Here is a 15515-nt window from a genome sequence, read left to right on the forward strand (position 1 = left end):
GTGAAGTATTACCAATTTTGAGTCCCGCTGATAACGCGAGGCAGTAAACGAGGGTAGCGTACATGGCGAGAGTTGTCGTGATTGGGGCAGGAGCAATGGGTTTATCCGCTGCTTATCACGCTGCCCGAGCGGGTCATCAAGTTACTGTCGTAGAGGCAGGACAGGTCGCCGGGGGTATGGCGGCGCATTTTGATTTTGGCGGCGTATCGATCGAGCGATACTATCACTTCATCTGTACCCCCGACCACCCCACGTTCGAACTCTTGAAAGAGCTCGGTATAGCGGAAAAGCTGCAATGGCGTCGTACCAGTATGGGACAGTTTGAGGGGGGTAAGCTATACCGGTGGGGGGATCCTGTCAGCTTACTGACCTATCCTCGTTTGAGTTTGATGGCAAAGCTACGTTACGGTCTGTTTGCCTTTACCTCGACGAAACGGGATCATTGGGACGCATTAGAGACTCAGTCGGCCCGGACGTGGATCGAACGCTGGGCCGGGCGAGAGACCTATCAAAAGCTATGGGAACCTCTCTTTCGTCTCAAATTCTATGAATATGCTGACGACGTTTCGGCTGCGTGGATCTGGACCCGTATTAAGCGCATCGGCCGATCACGTTCGTCCATCTTTGCAGAGAAGCTTGGTTATCTTGAGGGGGGAACGGAAACGTTAGTCGACGCGCTGGTCCAACAGACTGAGGCGCTTGGCAGTAAGGTCGTCTGCGGTGCGGCGGTCTCGCGTGTTCTCGTTGATAACGGGCGCACTGTGGGGGTCGAAACTGTGAAGGGAGTTTTTCCAGCCGATGCGGTCATTTCGACCGTTCCAACGCCGCTTATCTCGAGCATGGTGCCAGATTTGCCCGTAGAATGGCTGGCCCGTTACGATGCGATAAAAAACATCGGGGTATGTTGCCTGATTTTCAAATTGCGGAAGTCCGTAACGCCGCATTTCTGGGTCAATATCACTGACGATACGATACCCATCCCTGGGATCATTGAATTTTCAAACCTCCGGCTATTCGACAATACAATCGTTTTTGTGCCATACTATATGCCGATTTCGAACGAAAAGTGGGCTTGGACAGACGAACGGTTGCTTGACGAGGCATTCGCGGCTCTTTGCAAGATCAATCCGGAGTTGACGCCGGAGGACCGCATCGATGCTCGCGTCGCTCGCTTGAAACACGCTCAGCCAATTTGCGAACCGGGTTTCGCCGCTAAGATCCCCCCGATTCAGACGCCGATTGCAGGACTACAGATTGCCGATACGTGCTTCTATTATCCGGAAGACCGAGGAATTTCCGAAAGCGTTCGGCTGGGACGTGAAATGGCAGCACACGTGGGGCAGGCATGATGTCTGCACATGAAATGCCACCAACCCTTCCGCTAGTAGTCGATGTCGACGGAACGCTCATCAAGACAGACCTGTTATACGAGACTGCTATGCAGTTCGCAGCGTCCCAACCATTGCAATTGCTGCGCCTGTTCGGATGGCTGGCCCATGGCCGACCAACTCTAAAACGTGAATTGGCTCGCGCAGTTGAGCTCGACGTTTCGGCGTTACCACTGCGCTCCGAAACTCTCGCAGCGATCGCCGCCGCTCGGCAGCAGGGGCGTGCCGTGTACCTTGCGTCTGCAAGCGACATGGGGCTGGTAGAGCGGCTTGCAGCCCGCATCGGCGGCATCGCTGGTGTGTTTGCGACAAGCAGAGATGTCAATCTGGCGGGAGTCCACAAAGCAAACGCGCTGATCGAAGCATTCGGCATCAATGGGTTTGACTATATTGGCGATCAGCCTGTCGACTTTCCGGTGTGGGCACAGGCACGTCTGGCAATCGCGGTTTGCCACAGCAGCTCATTTGAACGGTCAGTTTATCAACGGTTTCCTGACGCTGAGGTCATTGCGCGCAGTCGGGTAGAGCCGCGTCATCTGGTGCGGGCGATGCGGCCACACCAATGGGCCAAGAACGTTCTCCTATTCCTCCCGCTGATCAGCGGCCACAATTTTGCGTTTCAGCCTATTTTGTCGACTGTTTTGGCGTTCGTATGCTTCTGCATGGCAGCGTCGAGCGCTTACATTCTTAACGATCTTCTCGACCTCCCAAGTGACCGTGTCCATCATCGCAAGCGTCGTCGACCGTTTGCAGCGGGCGACGTACCTATCAAATACGGCGTGCTATTGGGTGGAGCCTTGTTTGTGGGGGCTGGCGTCCTGTCGATGCTACTCCCATGGAATTTCGTCGCGTTGCTCGTGCTCTACCTCGTGGCGACGATCACCTATTCGCTCGTGCTAAAGCGCAAGCTGTTTATCGACGTTATCACGCTAGGCGGCCTATATACCATTCGCGTGATGGCGGGCTTGGAGGCAGCTGGCGGCGCGCAATCTCAGTGGCTCCTGATGATCTGCCTCTTTCTCTTCATGAGTTTGGCAACGGTAAAACGGTGTTCGGAACTGGTGCTGCAGCAGAAAGCTGGACATTCGGCGACGGTCGGGCGGGGATATCGTACGAGCGACCTTCCTGTAATGCTGGCACTCGGTGCTGCGGCGGGCTACGCCACCAGCATGGTTCTTGCTCTTTACATTGCGAGCCCGGAGGTGACGCGGCTTTATGCAAACGTCTCAATACTTTGGCTAATTCAGCCGTTGTTTCTTTATTGGATTAGCCGCGTTCTCATACTGTCGAACCGTGGCGAATTGCACGAGGATCCGGTAATCTTTGCGTGCACCGACCGGGTCAGCCTGCTTACGGGCTTTTGTATCCTTATCGTGGCGGGAGTGGCGGTTTGACCCGAGTAGATACCAGTACGGTGCCTCTTTCGGGGTGGGCGAGATATCCAATCATTGATTGTCGGCAAAATGTTCCCCGTGATGATTCCGAGGCGGCTACGGTATATGATGGCAGTAAGCCGCTAATCACAAGGGGCAACGGACGCGCTTACGGGGATGCCGCGCTTAATGCGTCCGGAGTGTTGGCAACGGTGCGGTTGAACCGAATGTTGGCATTCCATTCAGAAGATGGCGTTTTAACATGTGAAGCTGGCGTGCTGCTGGCAGACATCATCAGCGTCTTCTTGCCACGTGGTTGGTTCCCGCTGGTTTCCCCAGGCACAAGGTTTGTCACCGTTGGCGGTCTGATCGCGGCCGACGTGCATGGCAAGAACCATCATCAAGTCGGCTCCTTCTGCAATCACCTGCTTTGGCTCGACCTGATGCTGCCGACGGGCGACATTATCCGATGTTCGCCGACCCTGATGCCAGATTTGTTCGCTGCGACGTGCGGTGGAATGGGGCTCACGGGCACGATCCTGCGTGCATCTTTCCGTCTGCAGCCAGTTCAGACGGGTATGATACGACAGGAAACAAAACCAGCGGCAAACTTGGACGAAGCATTCGCCATCTTCGAGGCCGAACTGAAACAGCCCTACTCTGTGGCTTGGATCGACGGCCTAGCGACAGGAGATGCCGTCGGACGTTCGGTCGTGTTCGTCGGCTCGCACGCAGGGCGGGAAGATTGGCCTTCTGGGAGGGGCGATCCGTTGCAGGTCCCGCCCCCGAACCCGAAACGAATTCCCTTTGATTTCCCTGCATTGGCATTATCGCGCACATCGATGCGGCTGATGAATGGTGTTTACCGTCGCGCCCAGCGGTCCGGAACTAACGCGATCGACGTCTATCGGTACTTCTATCCGCTCGACGCCCTGCTCGACTGGAACCGCGTTTATGGTCGTCGAGGGTTTATGCAATATCAGTGTGTCTTGCCGTTAACGGAAAGTCGAGACGGAATTGCGCGTCTACTCAGAGAGATCGCCAAGTACGGAGAGGCGTCGTTTCTGTCGGTTCTCAAGCGCATGGGGCCGAGTTCGTTCGGTTACCTGTCTTTTCCGTTTGAAGGGTACACCCTTGCAATGGACTTCCCTGTAACACAGGCAAACCTCGATCTGCTGGACCGATTGGACAAGATCGTGCTCGAGCACAACGGTCGGCTCTACCTTGCAAAGGACTCACGTGCCGCGCCTGACACGATTGCAGCGGGATATCCGTTGCTCGAGCAGTTTCGCGAGGTACGGTTGCGCTATGGTCTCAAAGGCCAGGTCGAGTCCCACCTTTCCCGGAGACTCGAATTATGAATAGCAACAAATCTGCTGCGACCGTCCTAATCGTTGGAGCGCGTTCTGACATCGCTCAAGCGCTGGCACACACTTATGGCGCAATCGGCGCTAATTTGATTTTAGCTGCACGGAATGTCTCCACGCTGGAGCCCTTAAGAAGCGACCTGATTTTGCGCTACGCCATATCGGTCGTTCTGATTGAATTCAACCTTTTGGCCCCAGTACCCGAAGGCCTGGTAAAGAGGCTACCCCTGTTACCGGATACGGTCGTGATGATGGCAGGGCTGCTCGGAACACAGAGCGACTCCGTTGCCCGTCCGGATGTCGCTGACGTTGTAATGCAGACCAACTATGTCGCCCCCGCACGTCTTCTGTTGGCGTTTGCAGCAGCCATGGAGAGCCGAGGCAACGGGACGATCATCGGCGTAAGCTCCGTCGCGGGAGACCGCGGTCGAGCCTCCAATTATATTTATGGAGCAGCTAAGGCCGGGCTAACTGCTTTCTTGTCCGGACTAAGAGCAAGTCTGACGCACAGTGGCGTACATGTTTTAACGGTAAAGCCCGGGTTTGTTCGCACAGCGATGACGAAGGACATGAAATTGCCAGCGCCTATTACAGCGGATCCTGAAGAAGTCGCTGATGCGATTGTGCGTGCAGCTAGGGCACGTAAGAATGTTATCTATGTCAGGCCGGTGTGGCGAGCTATCATGACGATTATTAGAGTATTACCGGAGAGTGTTTTCAAACGACTTAATTTATAACAAACCATAGGGTTCATGGTTTTTAGACAAAATCTATTAAATGAATCGCTGTGGCACCGGTTGGTAACCCGTCGTGGCAAGATGACCTGGCTTGCATCGCTACGACAACTTTACTTACCGCCATTCGACCAATCAAGGGCATGCCCGATCGTCTATGTATCAAGGCGCGCGCCTTAATGAGGGGGGCTGACTGCTAGGAAAGGAACGGTCACCAATTGAACTGTGAATTGGGCTATCTTCATGCCGCAGGACAACCGTCCGAGCGCTTGCTCTCGCGGGTTGGCATGTGTATGAGAACAAGTTTACGATCATTTGCACCAGATCCCGATCGCGCGGCTATATTTGTCGCCGGTGCCGCCAGTTTCGTGGATGGCGGCTGGTTCTTGTAACAGAATTTTCTCGACGGGCCCGCGACAGCCATTATCCAGTCTCTGCCTTCCGGCACGAGCCTGAATCGCGCGGCATTGCAACAGAAAAATTAACGAACGGCTGTATCTGGAGAGCGCAGATAGGGCCGCGAGTGTCCGGTTCCAGGTATACCCGGTCGAAAGCAGACATCCGCCAAGAGCCTTGTTCGCCGACTGGCCTGGGCATCAAATCGGACGATGGCAAACCCTTAATCTTGTTCTCCTACCGTATAGAGCTGTGACAACCACCGATCGCCCGCCCGTTCGCGACCTCCCCGAGGGGACGTATGTGGAACTCGTTTCGAGCCTGTGCGGGACGCGGATGCCGGCGGTAGTGATGACGATCTTGTTCATAATCGTCGGCTCACTGAGCGTGCGGGCGTCGTCCGACCATGCGTTGGCGGCGCTGGTTGCGACTGGCGGGATTGTAAGCGCAGCACGGCTGGTTGTGTTGTTCTACGGACGAAGGATCTGTGACCGTGCGGAAATGTCGCCGGACAGCGCGCGGCGGTTTGAACGTCAGTTCGCCCTCAGCTATTGCGGGTTCGCAGCGGTCTTCGGGGCCTTCGCCGCGCGGGCCTACATGCTTCCGCCTGCGGAATGGCAGATGCCGATCGGCATTCTGGTAGTCGGCTATGCCGCCGGCGCTGCATCCACCGTCGCTATGCGTCCGTGCATCGTCGGCTGGAGCTTGGCTCTTTCGGTCATCCCACCGACTTGCATCCTCTTGCTGCGCGAAAACATAAACGCGCTTCTGTCCTCAGTGTGCCTGCTCGCGCTTCTTGCGGGGGGGCTACGTAGCGCGCGCCAGCGCTACCGGTCACAACGTGCTAAAACTACGACGCGGCAGGTCCTGGCCCGCCAGGCGCAGACAGACCACCTTACCGGCCTAGGCAACCGTCTTGCGCTCGCACATACCTTTGCCACGAACAGCCAGGATGTACGGCCAGGGCGGGTTGCGCTCCATTATGTTGACCTAGACGAGTTTAAGCCAGTCAACGATCAGTTCGGGCATCACGTGGGCGATCGTCTTCTGTGTCTTGTCGGTGAGCGGCTGAAGGCGTGCTGCTCCCCCGGCGATATTGCCGTTCGGCTTGGCGGCGACGAATTCGTGCTGGCGCAGCTTGATACCACCTCCGAGAACGACGTTGAGCAACTAGCGGCGCGGATCGAACATTCCTTAAACCTGCCGTATATCTTGGGAGGACGTTCGATCGAGGTCGGCGCAAGCATAGGATCGAGCCGACATGCAACACGCACTCAGACGCTGGACGCGCTTCTGATCGCTGCCGATACAGCGCTTAGCCGGAAGAAGGCCGAACGGCACGCTGTACGGAAACTGGTCGTGCGCCCTACTGCCTTTGGGACGCACGGCGCGACCGACCCGAGCTTCGCCGTCAACGTTAGCGGAGACGGGACCCAAGAGCGGGCACGACTGCTAGTTGACGGGATCGCGGTCGCCTCTTGGGAAACCGCGCCGGACGGCTTGATCGAAACGGACAGTCTCAGTTGGCGGATTTACACCGGCCAGAGCTATGACGATTGGAAAGGATATGGCTGGGTGACCGCAATCCACCCCAACGACCGGGTCGCTACAGTGCGAAAGTGGCATGATACCGTCCATGATCAGCAATCGGTTGAGGCACAGTACCGGCTTAAACGCTGGGATGGCACGTACCGATGGATGCAGATGTATGCGGTACCGTTGCGCGACAGCGACGGTTCGATCGTTCGATGGCTAGGCATGAACATCGATATTGACGATCGCAAGACAGCCGGGTTGTAGCATACAGCGCGGCGCGCCTGCGACGTGGACGGCAACACAGGTACGTAAGCCTTTTCGGCTGACCGCATAGCCTTCCAAAGGTCGCTTACTCACCTGAACGAATGTCTGAAGTTGGCTAGCTGAAAACACGTCGCGGATGTCCGCTAGAGGGGCAAAGGCCCGCTGTTCGCCAAGCAAAGATCTCGAGTATAACGCAAGCCGCGAGCACGGCCAAAAGGACACCATCGTCATAATCGAACATTTCGCACCTTACGCTTATGGCCTCCTCATCCTAGAACCTGAGATTGCGCTTGGCAGTGGCTGGCTTGGCGGCGACAGGGTCGTCGGTCGCGCAGCCATCCGTGATCTGCGGGTTAAGGCTGCTCGTTTCACCGAACACGAACGGAAGCAATTAACTGTTCATTTGCCCAGCAGAGCGCTCACGCTCCGGTTGGACGAAATAGAAGGATACTACGAAACGTAACACTGCCCCGCGCTAGCCGCTGAATGGATAGCGCTTTCAGTAGGCTGAGTGACCGAAATCGGGCCCTCCGCCCCGGCGGGTAGGGCGCGTGGGGCGACATCAGGAGCGTCGACGTGCCATCATGCACACGGAAGCTATGAGCTCCGTGTTTGGGTCAATTTGTAGTGGAGGAGCGGGAAGGCGTTCGTTCGTTGGTAACGTCCGTGGACTGGCGTCGCCATTTGCGCGATAAGCGCAGCCATGACAGTTATTGAGACCTACCGGGCTAACGCTGCGGCGCAACGCGCTGCAGCTACCAAGACCGACTTGCCGAACCGGCGCAACATGCATGCATGACGACGCCACGACGAGTTCGATCATGCCCTGCGGATCCTGTGTTGGAGGAGTGCTTAGCCGCCTGACGGCCGGAAAGATGTTTCCGAAAACCGGCAATATCTTTCTGCCGAGGCATGCCCACGCGCCCATAGCCCTGACGGGACGGCACGGTTCGTCGACATCCAGTTTCATGACCGTGGCACCACGATCCCAAGCGCCAACGGCGACCCGATGCCGACATTCAACGCCTTCGCGATAACCGGGGGCGGCCGACATATCGTCGATACGCGCGCCCTCACCGAGAACATCAAGCCTTCGATCCTGGTGATGCTTATGGAAACCGTCGAGGAGGAGCGCGCCCGCGCCGCTGTGGTGCGCACTTAGGCGGCAAGGAAGAGGAGAGAGGTTGGGGAAGGGAGACCGGAATAGACCGGACAGGATCCTTCCCCATGCGCATCCGCTACATTGCTACATTTGCCGAGACGATCCGAACCGACCCGGTAACGCTTGCTCGCGAGTATCTCTCGGCACGTGACGCAACCGATCACGAGTTTCACACTGACGAGGCACGGTCTGCCTATGTCGACGTCCTGTCGGCGCTGGGTCGGTTTCAGCACCAGGCCGCCTTCGCACGGGCGTTGGCGCACCTCGACGTCGGTCCCGAGGCCTTGGACAATACGCGGCAGCACAACGGTATGCGCTCGATCGCGTGGTCGTTTGGGGAGGGGCCGACGTTCCCCGGCTTCACAGATGACACGACCTGGAACGGCTTCCTCAACGTCCGCGTGCCGGTATCGGCTTGGCCTTACGTGTTGGCCGAACTGATTGCCGGCGCCGATGAAGATGCCGAGACGATCGAGGCATATCGACGGATTGGCACCGCCGATGGTCTGGTATGTCTGTCCAACGGTTTCGCCACCCAAGAGGCGATGCCGACATGGCCAGAGTTCTTTCCTGACTATCCAATCGATACGATGGTGCCGATCCCGTCCGAATGGTCGGAGATGAGCTGGCGCAACGAGACGGCGCCGAGCTTCGGACCATGCGTTGGTCCGATGGGCGAGGCCGCACAGATCTGGGTCGACTACGAACTGCCGGCGATGCGCGAATTTCCCGAAGCTGCTAGGTTCACCTTCAGCCGGCGTGACGCGATCGGTGAACTGACGGTCATCTACGAAGGCGATGACTACGCCGAAGCGCTTGGCCATTTCGCAATTGAGACGCTTGCGTGCGCATTCGCTCACCTCATCGCAGAACAGTTAGATCCCACCGAGTGGCGCGACATGCGAGTGCGAAACCAGACGATCGAGCCTGGCGTCTGTGCGTCGCATGATTTCGTCGACGCCAACATGGTCATGCTAGAGGCGTGGCAGGCTACGCGCTCGCCGACGATCGTCGGCAATGGCGATGCTGATGCCCTTGGCACTGACCTTCACCATGTCAACGCGGCCTGGTCGGTCGCAACCCGCCATTATCTGACAGCCTCCAGCGAGGGGAGCAGGTTTGACGATTGGCGTGTCTCGGGCCGCGATGTGCAGAGCTTGGCCGCTGCGGGGCACGATCTGGCTACGATCCCACCTTCGGATAGCGCGGGCCGGGTCTACTCGGTCGGCTTTATCCAGACACATGGGACCGGCTGGGTCGTCGACGTCAGCAACACCAGCCAGAGCTTCGATCACCTCATCGATGCGGAGGCTCACCTCTGGTCCGTCTTCGCATCTGTCGAAAGCCGCCACGCCTGAGCGACGTCGACCCGACTTTCATTGAAGGAAGATCACCATGCGTTCCATCGTGGCATTCTACGAAGTCGACCGCGAATATGGCGGTCCGGAGGAAGGCGGCTGGTATTTCAGCTCTGGCCGCTTCGTCCGCGCCATCGGCTTCTACCTCACCGATGAAGCAGCGATTACCGCGGTGCGTCGCGCTAATCGACTGCTCGACCGTCTCCAGAGACACCGGCGCAGCGTGGAGTCTGTTCTCTACGACGGAGGTCGGTTCCGTGCCTTCTCCTTTACCGGGCTGCCGCCTGAGCGCTTTCCCGTAAACCGTCCGCACTACGAATAGACGTGTGTGAGACCGGCCTCCCGCCGAGGCCGACCGGGGAGGCCCAGGACTCAAGGAGGGAGGGGGAGGTGACAGGCAGATGCGGGGAATGGCCCCGCCGAGCCTGAGGACACCGCCATGCTCCCTGCCACGATCGCCACCAGCGTTGCACCCGAAACCATCGCCAAGGTCGGCCGGCTGTTCAACGGATCCGCACACGACGTCTTGAGCGAGCTGCTCCAGAACGCACGTCGCGCCGGTGCCAGCTCGGTTACCGTCACCACAGCCGGCAATGGGGGTGACCGACTGATCCACATCGTCGACGATGGCAGCGGCATTGCAGATCCCGCCGCGGTCGTGACGTTAGGCCGGTCCGGCTGGTCAGAGGAAACTAAGACCAGCGAGGATCCTGCCGGCATGGGGGTCTTCAGCCTCGCTGGACGAGACGTCATCATTCGATCCTGGTCGCAGCCCGAACGGCAGGGCTGGATGACGCACATTCCTGCCGGCGCCTGGGAAAGCAGCCGCCCGATCGTCGTCTCGAAAGATCCCATTGCCCGAGGCACCGCCATCACGGTGCGGATACCGCAGGAATGGTCCGACGGGCTGGAAGGTGCCATCCGGCAAGTCGCACGACATTACCCGTTGCCGGTGACCTTCAACGGCGAGCCGGTCGAACAGGAAAGCTGGCTCGCGGGCGCGATACTCGTCGAAGAGTGGAACGGCTGTCGGATCGGCATCTTCCGCGAGGAATCGACGCACAGCCGTAGTGGCGATCCGTTGCCGCGATCGCAGGCCTGACGGCTCTCAACTTCGGGGAGCTGCCCCTCTTCGACGGCTTCTCGAACGAGGAGGCCGTAACCGGCACGACGGTCCGCCGACTGATTGCGGGGCCGCAGGACATTCTGCTCTGACTGAATTTAAACCTGTCCTACAAAGAACAAAGGTGGAACATAGGCCGTCGGATCAATATGGAGTCGGGAGACATGACCGATATGATCGACGGCCCGATGCTGGTGGGTATCGCTGCACTCATCACTAGTATCGTCAATGCCATCACCACCCTGCGGCGCCACGAGCGACTGCCGGAGCGACCAAGGCCCCCGTGCATGCCCAGGCGCAGAAAGGGGAGGGAAATTCGAAGTTCACGGGCATGATGTCCGAAGGCTGAAGGAGACCGCCATGCGCCGCTGCGCCAATGCCGTTCTACCATTGATGTTGGTTCCACTGGTTCTCACTGGATGCGCCACCAACGCACTCAGGCTGGAGGCAGCAGGGGCAGTGCAAACCCGAAGTCGCGAGGCCGTGACGGCAACCGCCAGCTACTTCGATGCGATCGAGCAACGTCGCCGAGAGGCTGCAGCTGCACTAGTCGCGAGCGATCCGAGTTGCCTGCCAGCAACACCGCTACGAATTCAGGTGCCTATCACGCCATCGGCCCCGGCAGCGCCGCTGTGCCTGTCCGGCGAAATCCCATCGCCGGGCTACACAGCGTTCGAGGTTGACATCGGAAGCAGTCCGCGCGCCGTGCTAGAACCGCGCATCGCGCTTATCGTTGCAATCAGCGATTATACCGATGCACTGGCGGCAATCCTCAACGCGCCCAAGACGGACGTCTCGGCAGAGGTAACCGCCTTTGCCGACCAGGCAGACCGCCTTGCCCGCTTCAGCAACTTCGTCGCCGGCACGGACTTGCCCAACGTCAACGCGGCGATTGCCAGTGAGCAGGGCAAGAGCCTTGTCGCGCTGATCGCCTTTGCCGACGAGCTCGCACGCGAAGCGCGGCAGACGCGCGACGTGCGTGCTCTCGTTGTCGAGCGCGGGGCCGTTGTCGACCGCGCGCTTGCGTCCCTTTCGGCGCAAGTCACGACCTGGGGCAGGGGAGCGGCGCGCAACGCTGACGACCTCTACGGCAATGCCCTATTCCGGACGTACATTCGCAACCGGAAAAGCTTGTCAGCCGACCAGCGCGAGCAGCTCGCCGGGCGTGTGTTCGCCGCTCGTGAGGCCGCGAAGGACGGAACGGCCCGCGCTGCACAGGTTACCGACGCCATCGACCTCGCCGCCAAGGCACAGGCAAGCCTGCGCGACGCGCTCGCCGCCCGGCTGACACCGGCGCAGCGGCGCGCCGCATCCCGCCTCAATATCGACCGCATCACTCGCGCGCTTGGCCTGATCGCCTCGCTCGCAAGCCCCGCCTGAGGAGGATTTCGATGACGACCTTCACTCAGGCCATGGAAGCAGCCGACTTCCTAATCGACCAGCTGCAGGCGTTCACCGTCGATCCGCGCTTCCTACCGCGCTTCTTCGACACCATTTTCGGACTTCGCACGGCCCTTGGCAGTGCCAGCGACCGGTTTGCCACTCAGCATAGCGGCGACGACGGTGATCGGCCGGTGTTTGCTACGGTTCTCGACCGCTGCGAACAGGCCAAGGCGATCGGCACCGCGCTCGCCCCCAGCGAAGCGACGGTGCTGCGCTATGCCGAAGCCGTGCAGCGAGCGATTGCGGCGTTGGACGGGCAGGGCAGCACATCGGCAAGGCCTGCCTTGCGCGGCACGCTGCGACTGCGCAGCGGATTCGCGGCGTCGGTGAGGGGAGGGCGTCGCCCAAATCCAGCGCCGGCGTCCGAACCCTACTATGCCAGCCTCATAAAGCTGTTCCCGGTCGAGGCGGTGACACTCTACCCACTGGCGATAGGCATAGCAGCCGGCGACGTCGCCATCCGCCTGATACTGATCGCCGTCATAACCCTTTTCATCATCGTGCTCCGCTGGTTCGGAACGCAGGAGGAAAGAGGGGGAGATGCCGATGTGGTGGCGATCGGGGTCTCGGTGATCTCGTTCGAGCTCTACGCGGCCTCTCTCGGCGGGTTTGGCTACCTACCAGGCGGACCCGAGCAGACCGGCCAGGTCCTCGCCTTCATCACCATCATGTGGGTCGCACTCGTCCCCTTTGTCCTACGCCGCGCCCGCCGCTGACCCAAACTCACCCAGGAGATACGACCATGTGCAGTTCCACCCACCGTCATTCGCTTCACTGCATCCTGCCGCCCTACATCCTGTCGCAGATTGCTGAAAACGGCTCGCCCGAACTGCGTGCAATGGCGATCCGCAGCCTGCTCGTTGATCCGACTATGCGGCTTGTCCGAGCCAGCACCGCTGGACCTGTCACTGGCGCGGTCGCACGGCGTCGCGCCGCGGCGGGCAACATCCTGAGCCCGAGCCCGCTCCGGACGATCCGCGACGCGGGCGGTGAGCCCGAGGCACCGGGTGCGACCGTGGTGCGGCGCGAGGGCGACGCCCCCACCGGCGATATTGCCGTCGATGAGGCCTATGACGGGCTTGGCGCGACGTTCGCGCTGTTCTGGGAAGCGTATCAGCGCAACTCGATCGACGATGCCGGCATGCCGCTCGATGCCACGGTTCACTACGACCAGGACTATGACAACGCCTTCTGGGACGGCACCCAGATGGTGTTCGGCGACGGCGATGGTGAGCTGTTCAACCGCTTCACCATTTCGCTCGACGTGATCGGTCACGAGCTGACCCACGGCATGACCGAGAAGGAGGCTGGCCTGGCCTACTTCAACCAGTCGGGAGCGCTCAACGAGAGCATCTCAGACGTGTTTGGCAGCCTCGTAAAGCAGCACCTATTAGGGCAAACCGCTGACCAGGCCGACTGGCTGATCGGCGCGGAGCTTCTGACCGCAAAGGTCAAGGGCGTTGGTCTGCGCTCGATGAAGGCGCCCGGCACTGCCTACGACGATCCCGTGCTCGGTAAGGATCCGCAGCCTGGACACATGGACGATTTCGTTCGCACAAATCAGGACAATGGCGGCGTCCACATCAACTCCGGCATCCCGAACCGAGCGTTCTATCTTGCGGCGATTGCGCTTGGTGGAAATGCATGGGACCGCGCCGGCCAAATCTGGTACAACGCGTTGCTGGACCCCAATACGAGGGCCAACACGGACTTCGCCGGCTTCGCCCGCGTCACCATCGACGTCGCGATGCGTTTGCACGGCTCAGGCAGTGCCGAGGTGACCGCAGTTACCGAGGCCTGGAGCGCAGTTGGAGTGATCTGATGCAGGCGGGCAAGGCATGCGACGAGACGGTTACGGGCGAGGCCCGCATGCGGATCGAGGGCGGTCTTGCCCATTTTCCCGGGTTGGCGAAGGACCAGACGGTCTCCTTTGACGATCTCGCTACCCCTGAGCGTCAGGAAATCACCAGCCTCGCGGATCAGACAAACTTTTTTAGCTGCGTGGCATCTAACGACACGGCGAGGCCGGACGCTCGAACCTACACAGTGGGCCTGACAATAGACGGCCGTAGCCGAGAGCTACGGCTTGCCGAGCCGATTCAAGATCCGGCAATGGCTAAGCTGGTCTCAGTGGTTAGACGCCTCAGCAAGCAACACGCTTCTATACGGTAGCGGAGCGCAACGAGGTGTGGCCCGCTAAGACCGATAATAAATGTTATGTTAAATTCTATCGATGGGGTATGCTGGTGCGTCACATTATCGTGAGCCGTTATTTCATCAATCAGTCCTATCCACCGCCAATCGAATAACGCCTAGAAATCGCCTGCCAACGCCAAACGTACATCCGGTGCTATAGTATAGACTGCCTCGCGCTGCGCACCTCTGTTGGGATGATCGACGCGGTACCCTTGGTAATGGCGATGCAGCAATCCAGCGCGCACAAGATCGGATACCGCTCGGCTAACGTTTGTCCGACCGGATCGCAGGATGCGTGCTTGGATTTCCTCGTCCTGCTGCTGAGCCAGATCTGCCGCGTTTTTCAAGGCACCAGCTTTTGCCATGAGTTCCGACCGGACCGCTGAAATCATAGCCGTGCGGCGACAGTCCCGGTTGGCCAGCGGCGCCAGTGCTCGGCAGAGCCAGTCGCGCACCGGAACATGGTCGGCTTCGCTTTGGACATAAGGTCCGAGACTGCCATCCTCCCTTGCGCCCTTCGCAATCAGATTAAGGATCAGCAGCGCATATCGGGGACGCCTCGATACCTGCGAAACACGCTCGACAAGATCTGGCAGCGCTACGGCTGGAGGCGGCATAGCGAACGGCGTTTGCACTATATGGTCAAAGAGATCGGCTTGATGGAACATAGCAGGAATCTAACACAGTCGATTCCGCTGTGAATCCCCCTAAATCATCGGGCCCAACAAAAATCACCAGTGTCACTTTACCCGAACGGTAAAGTGACACTGGTGATTTTTCGAACAACCTGATTAAGAGAGACGTCGGACAAGGATCGCCACTAGACAGCAAGTCTTACGTTGAGCGCTTGTTACTCGCCTACCGGCAGGCGCCCGACACGGGATTGTTCGAGTTGCTCAACGACCCGCATGCGTTGCTGGACGATCCGCGCTGGCTGCCATGCTACCCAAGCTGACCCCGTGGTGCGTGCCCACAATTTAGGACGAACTCTCGTGATCGGTCCGACACGTTGGAACTAATTTAAAAGAACTACGCTGCCACGACGGTTTACCAAGCGGTACTATGATTCTTCATCTAACGAAAAAAAGGAAATGTGATCCACCCGCCTCGGTCAATGGCTGCGGGCGGATCATTAGGTTCCGAATGAAAACCCCGCGCTATGGCTGCGCTATTGC

14 protein-coding genes are annotated in these 15515 nt (G+C 59.1%); 13 read left to right on the top strand and 1 reads right to left on the bottom strand.

The window, feature by feature from the left end; genetic code table 11:
• The first annotated feature begins 62 nt into the window (after window positions 1-62).
• From ABIC17_RS16655 to ABIC17_RS16715, 13 genes are all read left to right on the top strand, one after another.
• A complete protein-coding gene (locus ABIC17_RS16655; RefSeq protein WP_354283681.1) occupies window positions 63-1349 on the top strand; it encodes an NAD(P)/FAD-dependent oxidoreductase in 1287 nt (428 codons plus the stop codon).
• Window positions 1346-2782, top strand: a complete 1437-nt coding sequence (locus tag ABIC17_RS16660; RefSeq protein WP_354283683.1) for a UbiA family prenyltransferase — start codon at window positions 1346-1348, stop codon at window positions 2780-2782. The genes ABIC17_RS16655 and ABIC17_RS16660 overlap by 4 nt, the downstream gene beginning before the upstream one ends.
• Window positions 2783-2802: 20 nt before the next feature.
• Window positions 2803-4122, top strand: a complete 1320-nt coding sequence (locus ABIC17_RS16665; protein ID WP_354283862.1) for an FAD-binding protein — start codon at window positions 2803-2805, stop codon at window positions 4120-4122.
• Window positions 4119-4865: an SDR family oxidoreductase gene (locus tag ABIC17_RS16670; RefSeq protein WP_354283685.1), complete on the top strand. Its 747-nt coding sequence runs from the start codon at window positions 4119-4121 to the stop codon at window positions 4863-4865. The genes ABIC17_RS16665 and ABIC17_RS16670 overlap by 4 nt, the downstream gene beginning before the upstream one ends.
• A 744-nt stretch (window positions 4866-5609) precedes the next feature.
• The gene (locus ABIC17_RS16675; protein WP_354283687.1) at window positions 5610-7058 is read left to right on the top strand and encodes a diguanylate cyclase domain-containing protein; all 1449 of its coding nucleotides are present in this window, start codon (window positions 5610-5612) and stop codon (window positions 7056-7058) included.
• A 1009-nt stretch (window positions 7059-8067) separates the two neighbouring features.
• Entirely contained in the window at window positions 8068-8220 is a 153-nt protein-coding gene (locus tag ABIC17_RS16680; protein ID WP_354283689.1) for a hypothetical protein, read from the top strand.
• 65 nt (window positions 8221-8285) lie between these two features.
• Window positions 8286-9578, top strand: coding sequence for a hypothetical protein (locus ABIC17_RS16685; protein ID WP_354283691.1), 1293 nt, complete (start codon window positions 8286-8288; stop codon window positions 9576-9578).
• 37 nt (window positions 9579-9615) lie between these two features.
• Window positions 9616-9900 carry a hypothetical protein gene (locus ABIC17_RS16690; protein ID WP_354283693.1) on the top strand — a complete coding sequence of 95 codons (285 nt, stop codon included), beginning with the start codon at window positions 9616-9618 and terminating at the stop codon, window positions 9898-9900.
• A gap of 117 nt (window positions 9901-10017) precedes the next feature.
• Window positions 10018-10680: an ATP-binding protein gene (locus tag ABIC17_RS16695; protein ID WP_354283695.1), complete on the top strand. Its 663-nt coding sequence runs from the start codon at window positions 10018-10020 to the stop codon at window positions 10678-10680.
• A gap of 381 nt (window positions 10681-11061) precedes the next feature.
• The gene (locus ABIC17_RS16700; protein WP_354283697.1) at window positions 11062-12081 is read left to right on the top strand and encodes a hypothetical protein; all 1020 of its coding nucleotides are present in this window, start codon (window positions 11062-11064) and stop codon (window positions 12079-12081) included.
• A gap of 11 nt (window positions 12082-12092) precedes the next feature.
• Entirely contained in the window at window positions 12093-12860 is a 768-nt protein-coding gene (locus tag ABIC17_RS16705; protein WP_354283699.1) for a hypothetical protein, read from the top strand.
• A gap of 122 nt (window positions 12861-12982) precedes the next feature.
• On the top strand, window positions 12983-13966 hold the full coding sequence (locus ABIC17_RS16710; RefSeq protein ID WP_354283706.1) for a M4 family metallopeptidase: 984 nt from the start codon (window positions 12983-12985) through the stop codon (window positions 13964-13966).
• Between the two features lie 47 nt (window positions 13967-14013).
• Window positions 14014-14316 (top strand): protealysin inhibitor emfourin, encoded by a 303-nt coding sequence (locus ABIC17_RS16715; protein ID WP_354283864.1) that lies wholly within the window; start codon window positions 14014-14016, stop codon window positions 14314-14316.
• Window positions 14317-14456: 140 nt separating this feature from the next.
• Here ABIC17_RS16715 and ABIC17_RS16720 read toward each other — a convergent pair whose 3' ends face one another.
• Window positions 14457-15008 (bottom strand): hypothetical protein, encoded by a 552-nt coding sequence (locus ABIC17_RS16720; protein ID WP_354283708.1) that lies wholly within the window; start codon window positions 15006-15008, stop codon window positions 14457-14459.
• Window positions 15009-15515 lie beyond the last annotated feature (507 nt).

Origin of the sequence: Sphingomonas sp. PvP056 (genome assembly GCF_040549155.1) — a bacterium.
Lineage (GTDB): Bacteria > Pseudomonadota > Alphaproteobacteria > Sphingomonadales > Sphingomonadaceae > Sphingomonas.

Coding starts and splice junctions, on each gene's coding strand:
- ABIC17_RS16720 (WP_354283708.1), bottom strand. CDS start 15,008: ATGTTCCATCAAGCCGATCTCTTTGACCATATAGTGCAAACGCCGTTC.
- ABIC17_RS16690 (WP_354283693.1), top strand. CDS start 9,616: ATGCGTTCCATCGTGGCATTCTACGAAGTCGACCGCGAATATGGCGGT.
- ABIC17_RS16705 (WP_354283699.1), top strand. CDS start 12,093: ATGACGACCTTCACTCAGGCCATGGAAGCAGCCGACTTCCTAATCGAC.
- ABIC17_RS16715 (WP_354283864.1), top strand. CDS start 14,014: ATGCGGATCGAGGGCGGTCTTGCCCATTTTCCCGGGTTGGCGAAGGAC.
- ABIC17_RS16670 (WP_354283685.1), top strand. CDS start 4,119: ATGAATAGCAACAAATCTGCTGCGACCGTCCTAATCGTTGGAGCGCGT.
- ABIC17_RS16695 (WP_354283695.1), top strand. CDS start 10,018: ATGCTCCCTGCCACGATCGCCACCAGCGTTGCACCCGAAACCATCGCC.
- ABIC17_RS16675 (WP_354283687.1), top strand. CDS start 5,610: ATGACGATCTTGTTCATAATCGTCGGCTCACTGAGCGTGCGGGCGTCG.
- ABIC17_RS16685 (WP_354283691.1), top strand. CDS start 8,286: ATGCGCATCCGCTACATTGCTACATTTGCCGAGACGATCCGAACCGAC.
- ABIC17_RS16710 (WP_354283706.1), top strand. CDS start 12,983: ATGGCGATCCGCAGCCTGCTCGTTGATCCGACTATGCGGCTTGTCCGA.
- ABIC17_RS16700 (WP_354283697.1), top strand. CDS start 11,062: ATGCGCCGCTGCGCCAATGCCGTTCTACCATTGATGTTGGTTCCACTG.
- ABIC17_RS16680 (WP_354283689.1), top strand. CDS start 8,068: ATGCCGACATTCAACGCCTTCGCGATAACCGGGGGCGGCCGACATATC.
- ABIC17_RS16655 (WP_354283681.1), top strand. CDS start 63: ATGGCGAGAGTTGTCGTGATTGGGGCAGGAGCAATGGGTTTATCCGCT.
- ABIC17_RS16660 (WP_354283683.1), top strand. CDS start 1,346: ATGATGTCTGCACATGAAATGCCACCAACCCTTCCGCTAGTAGTCGAT.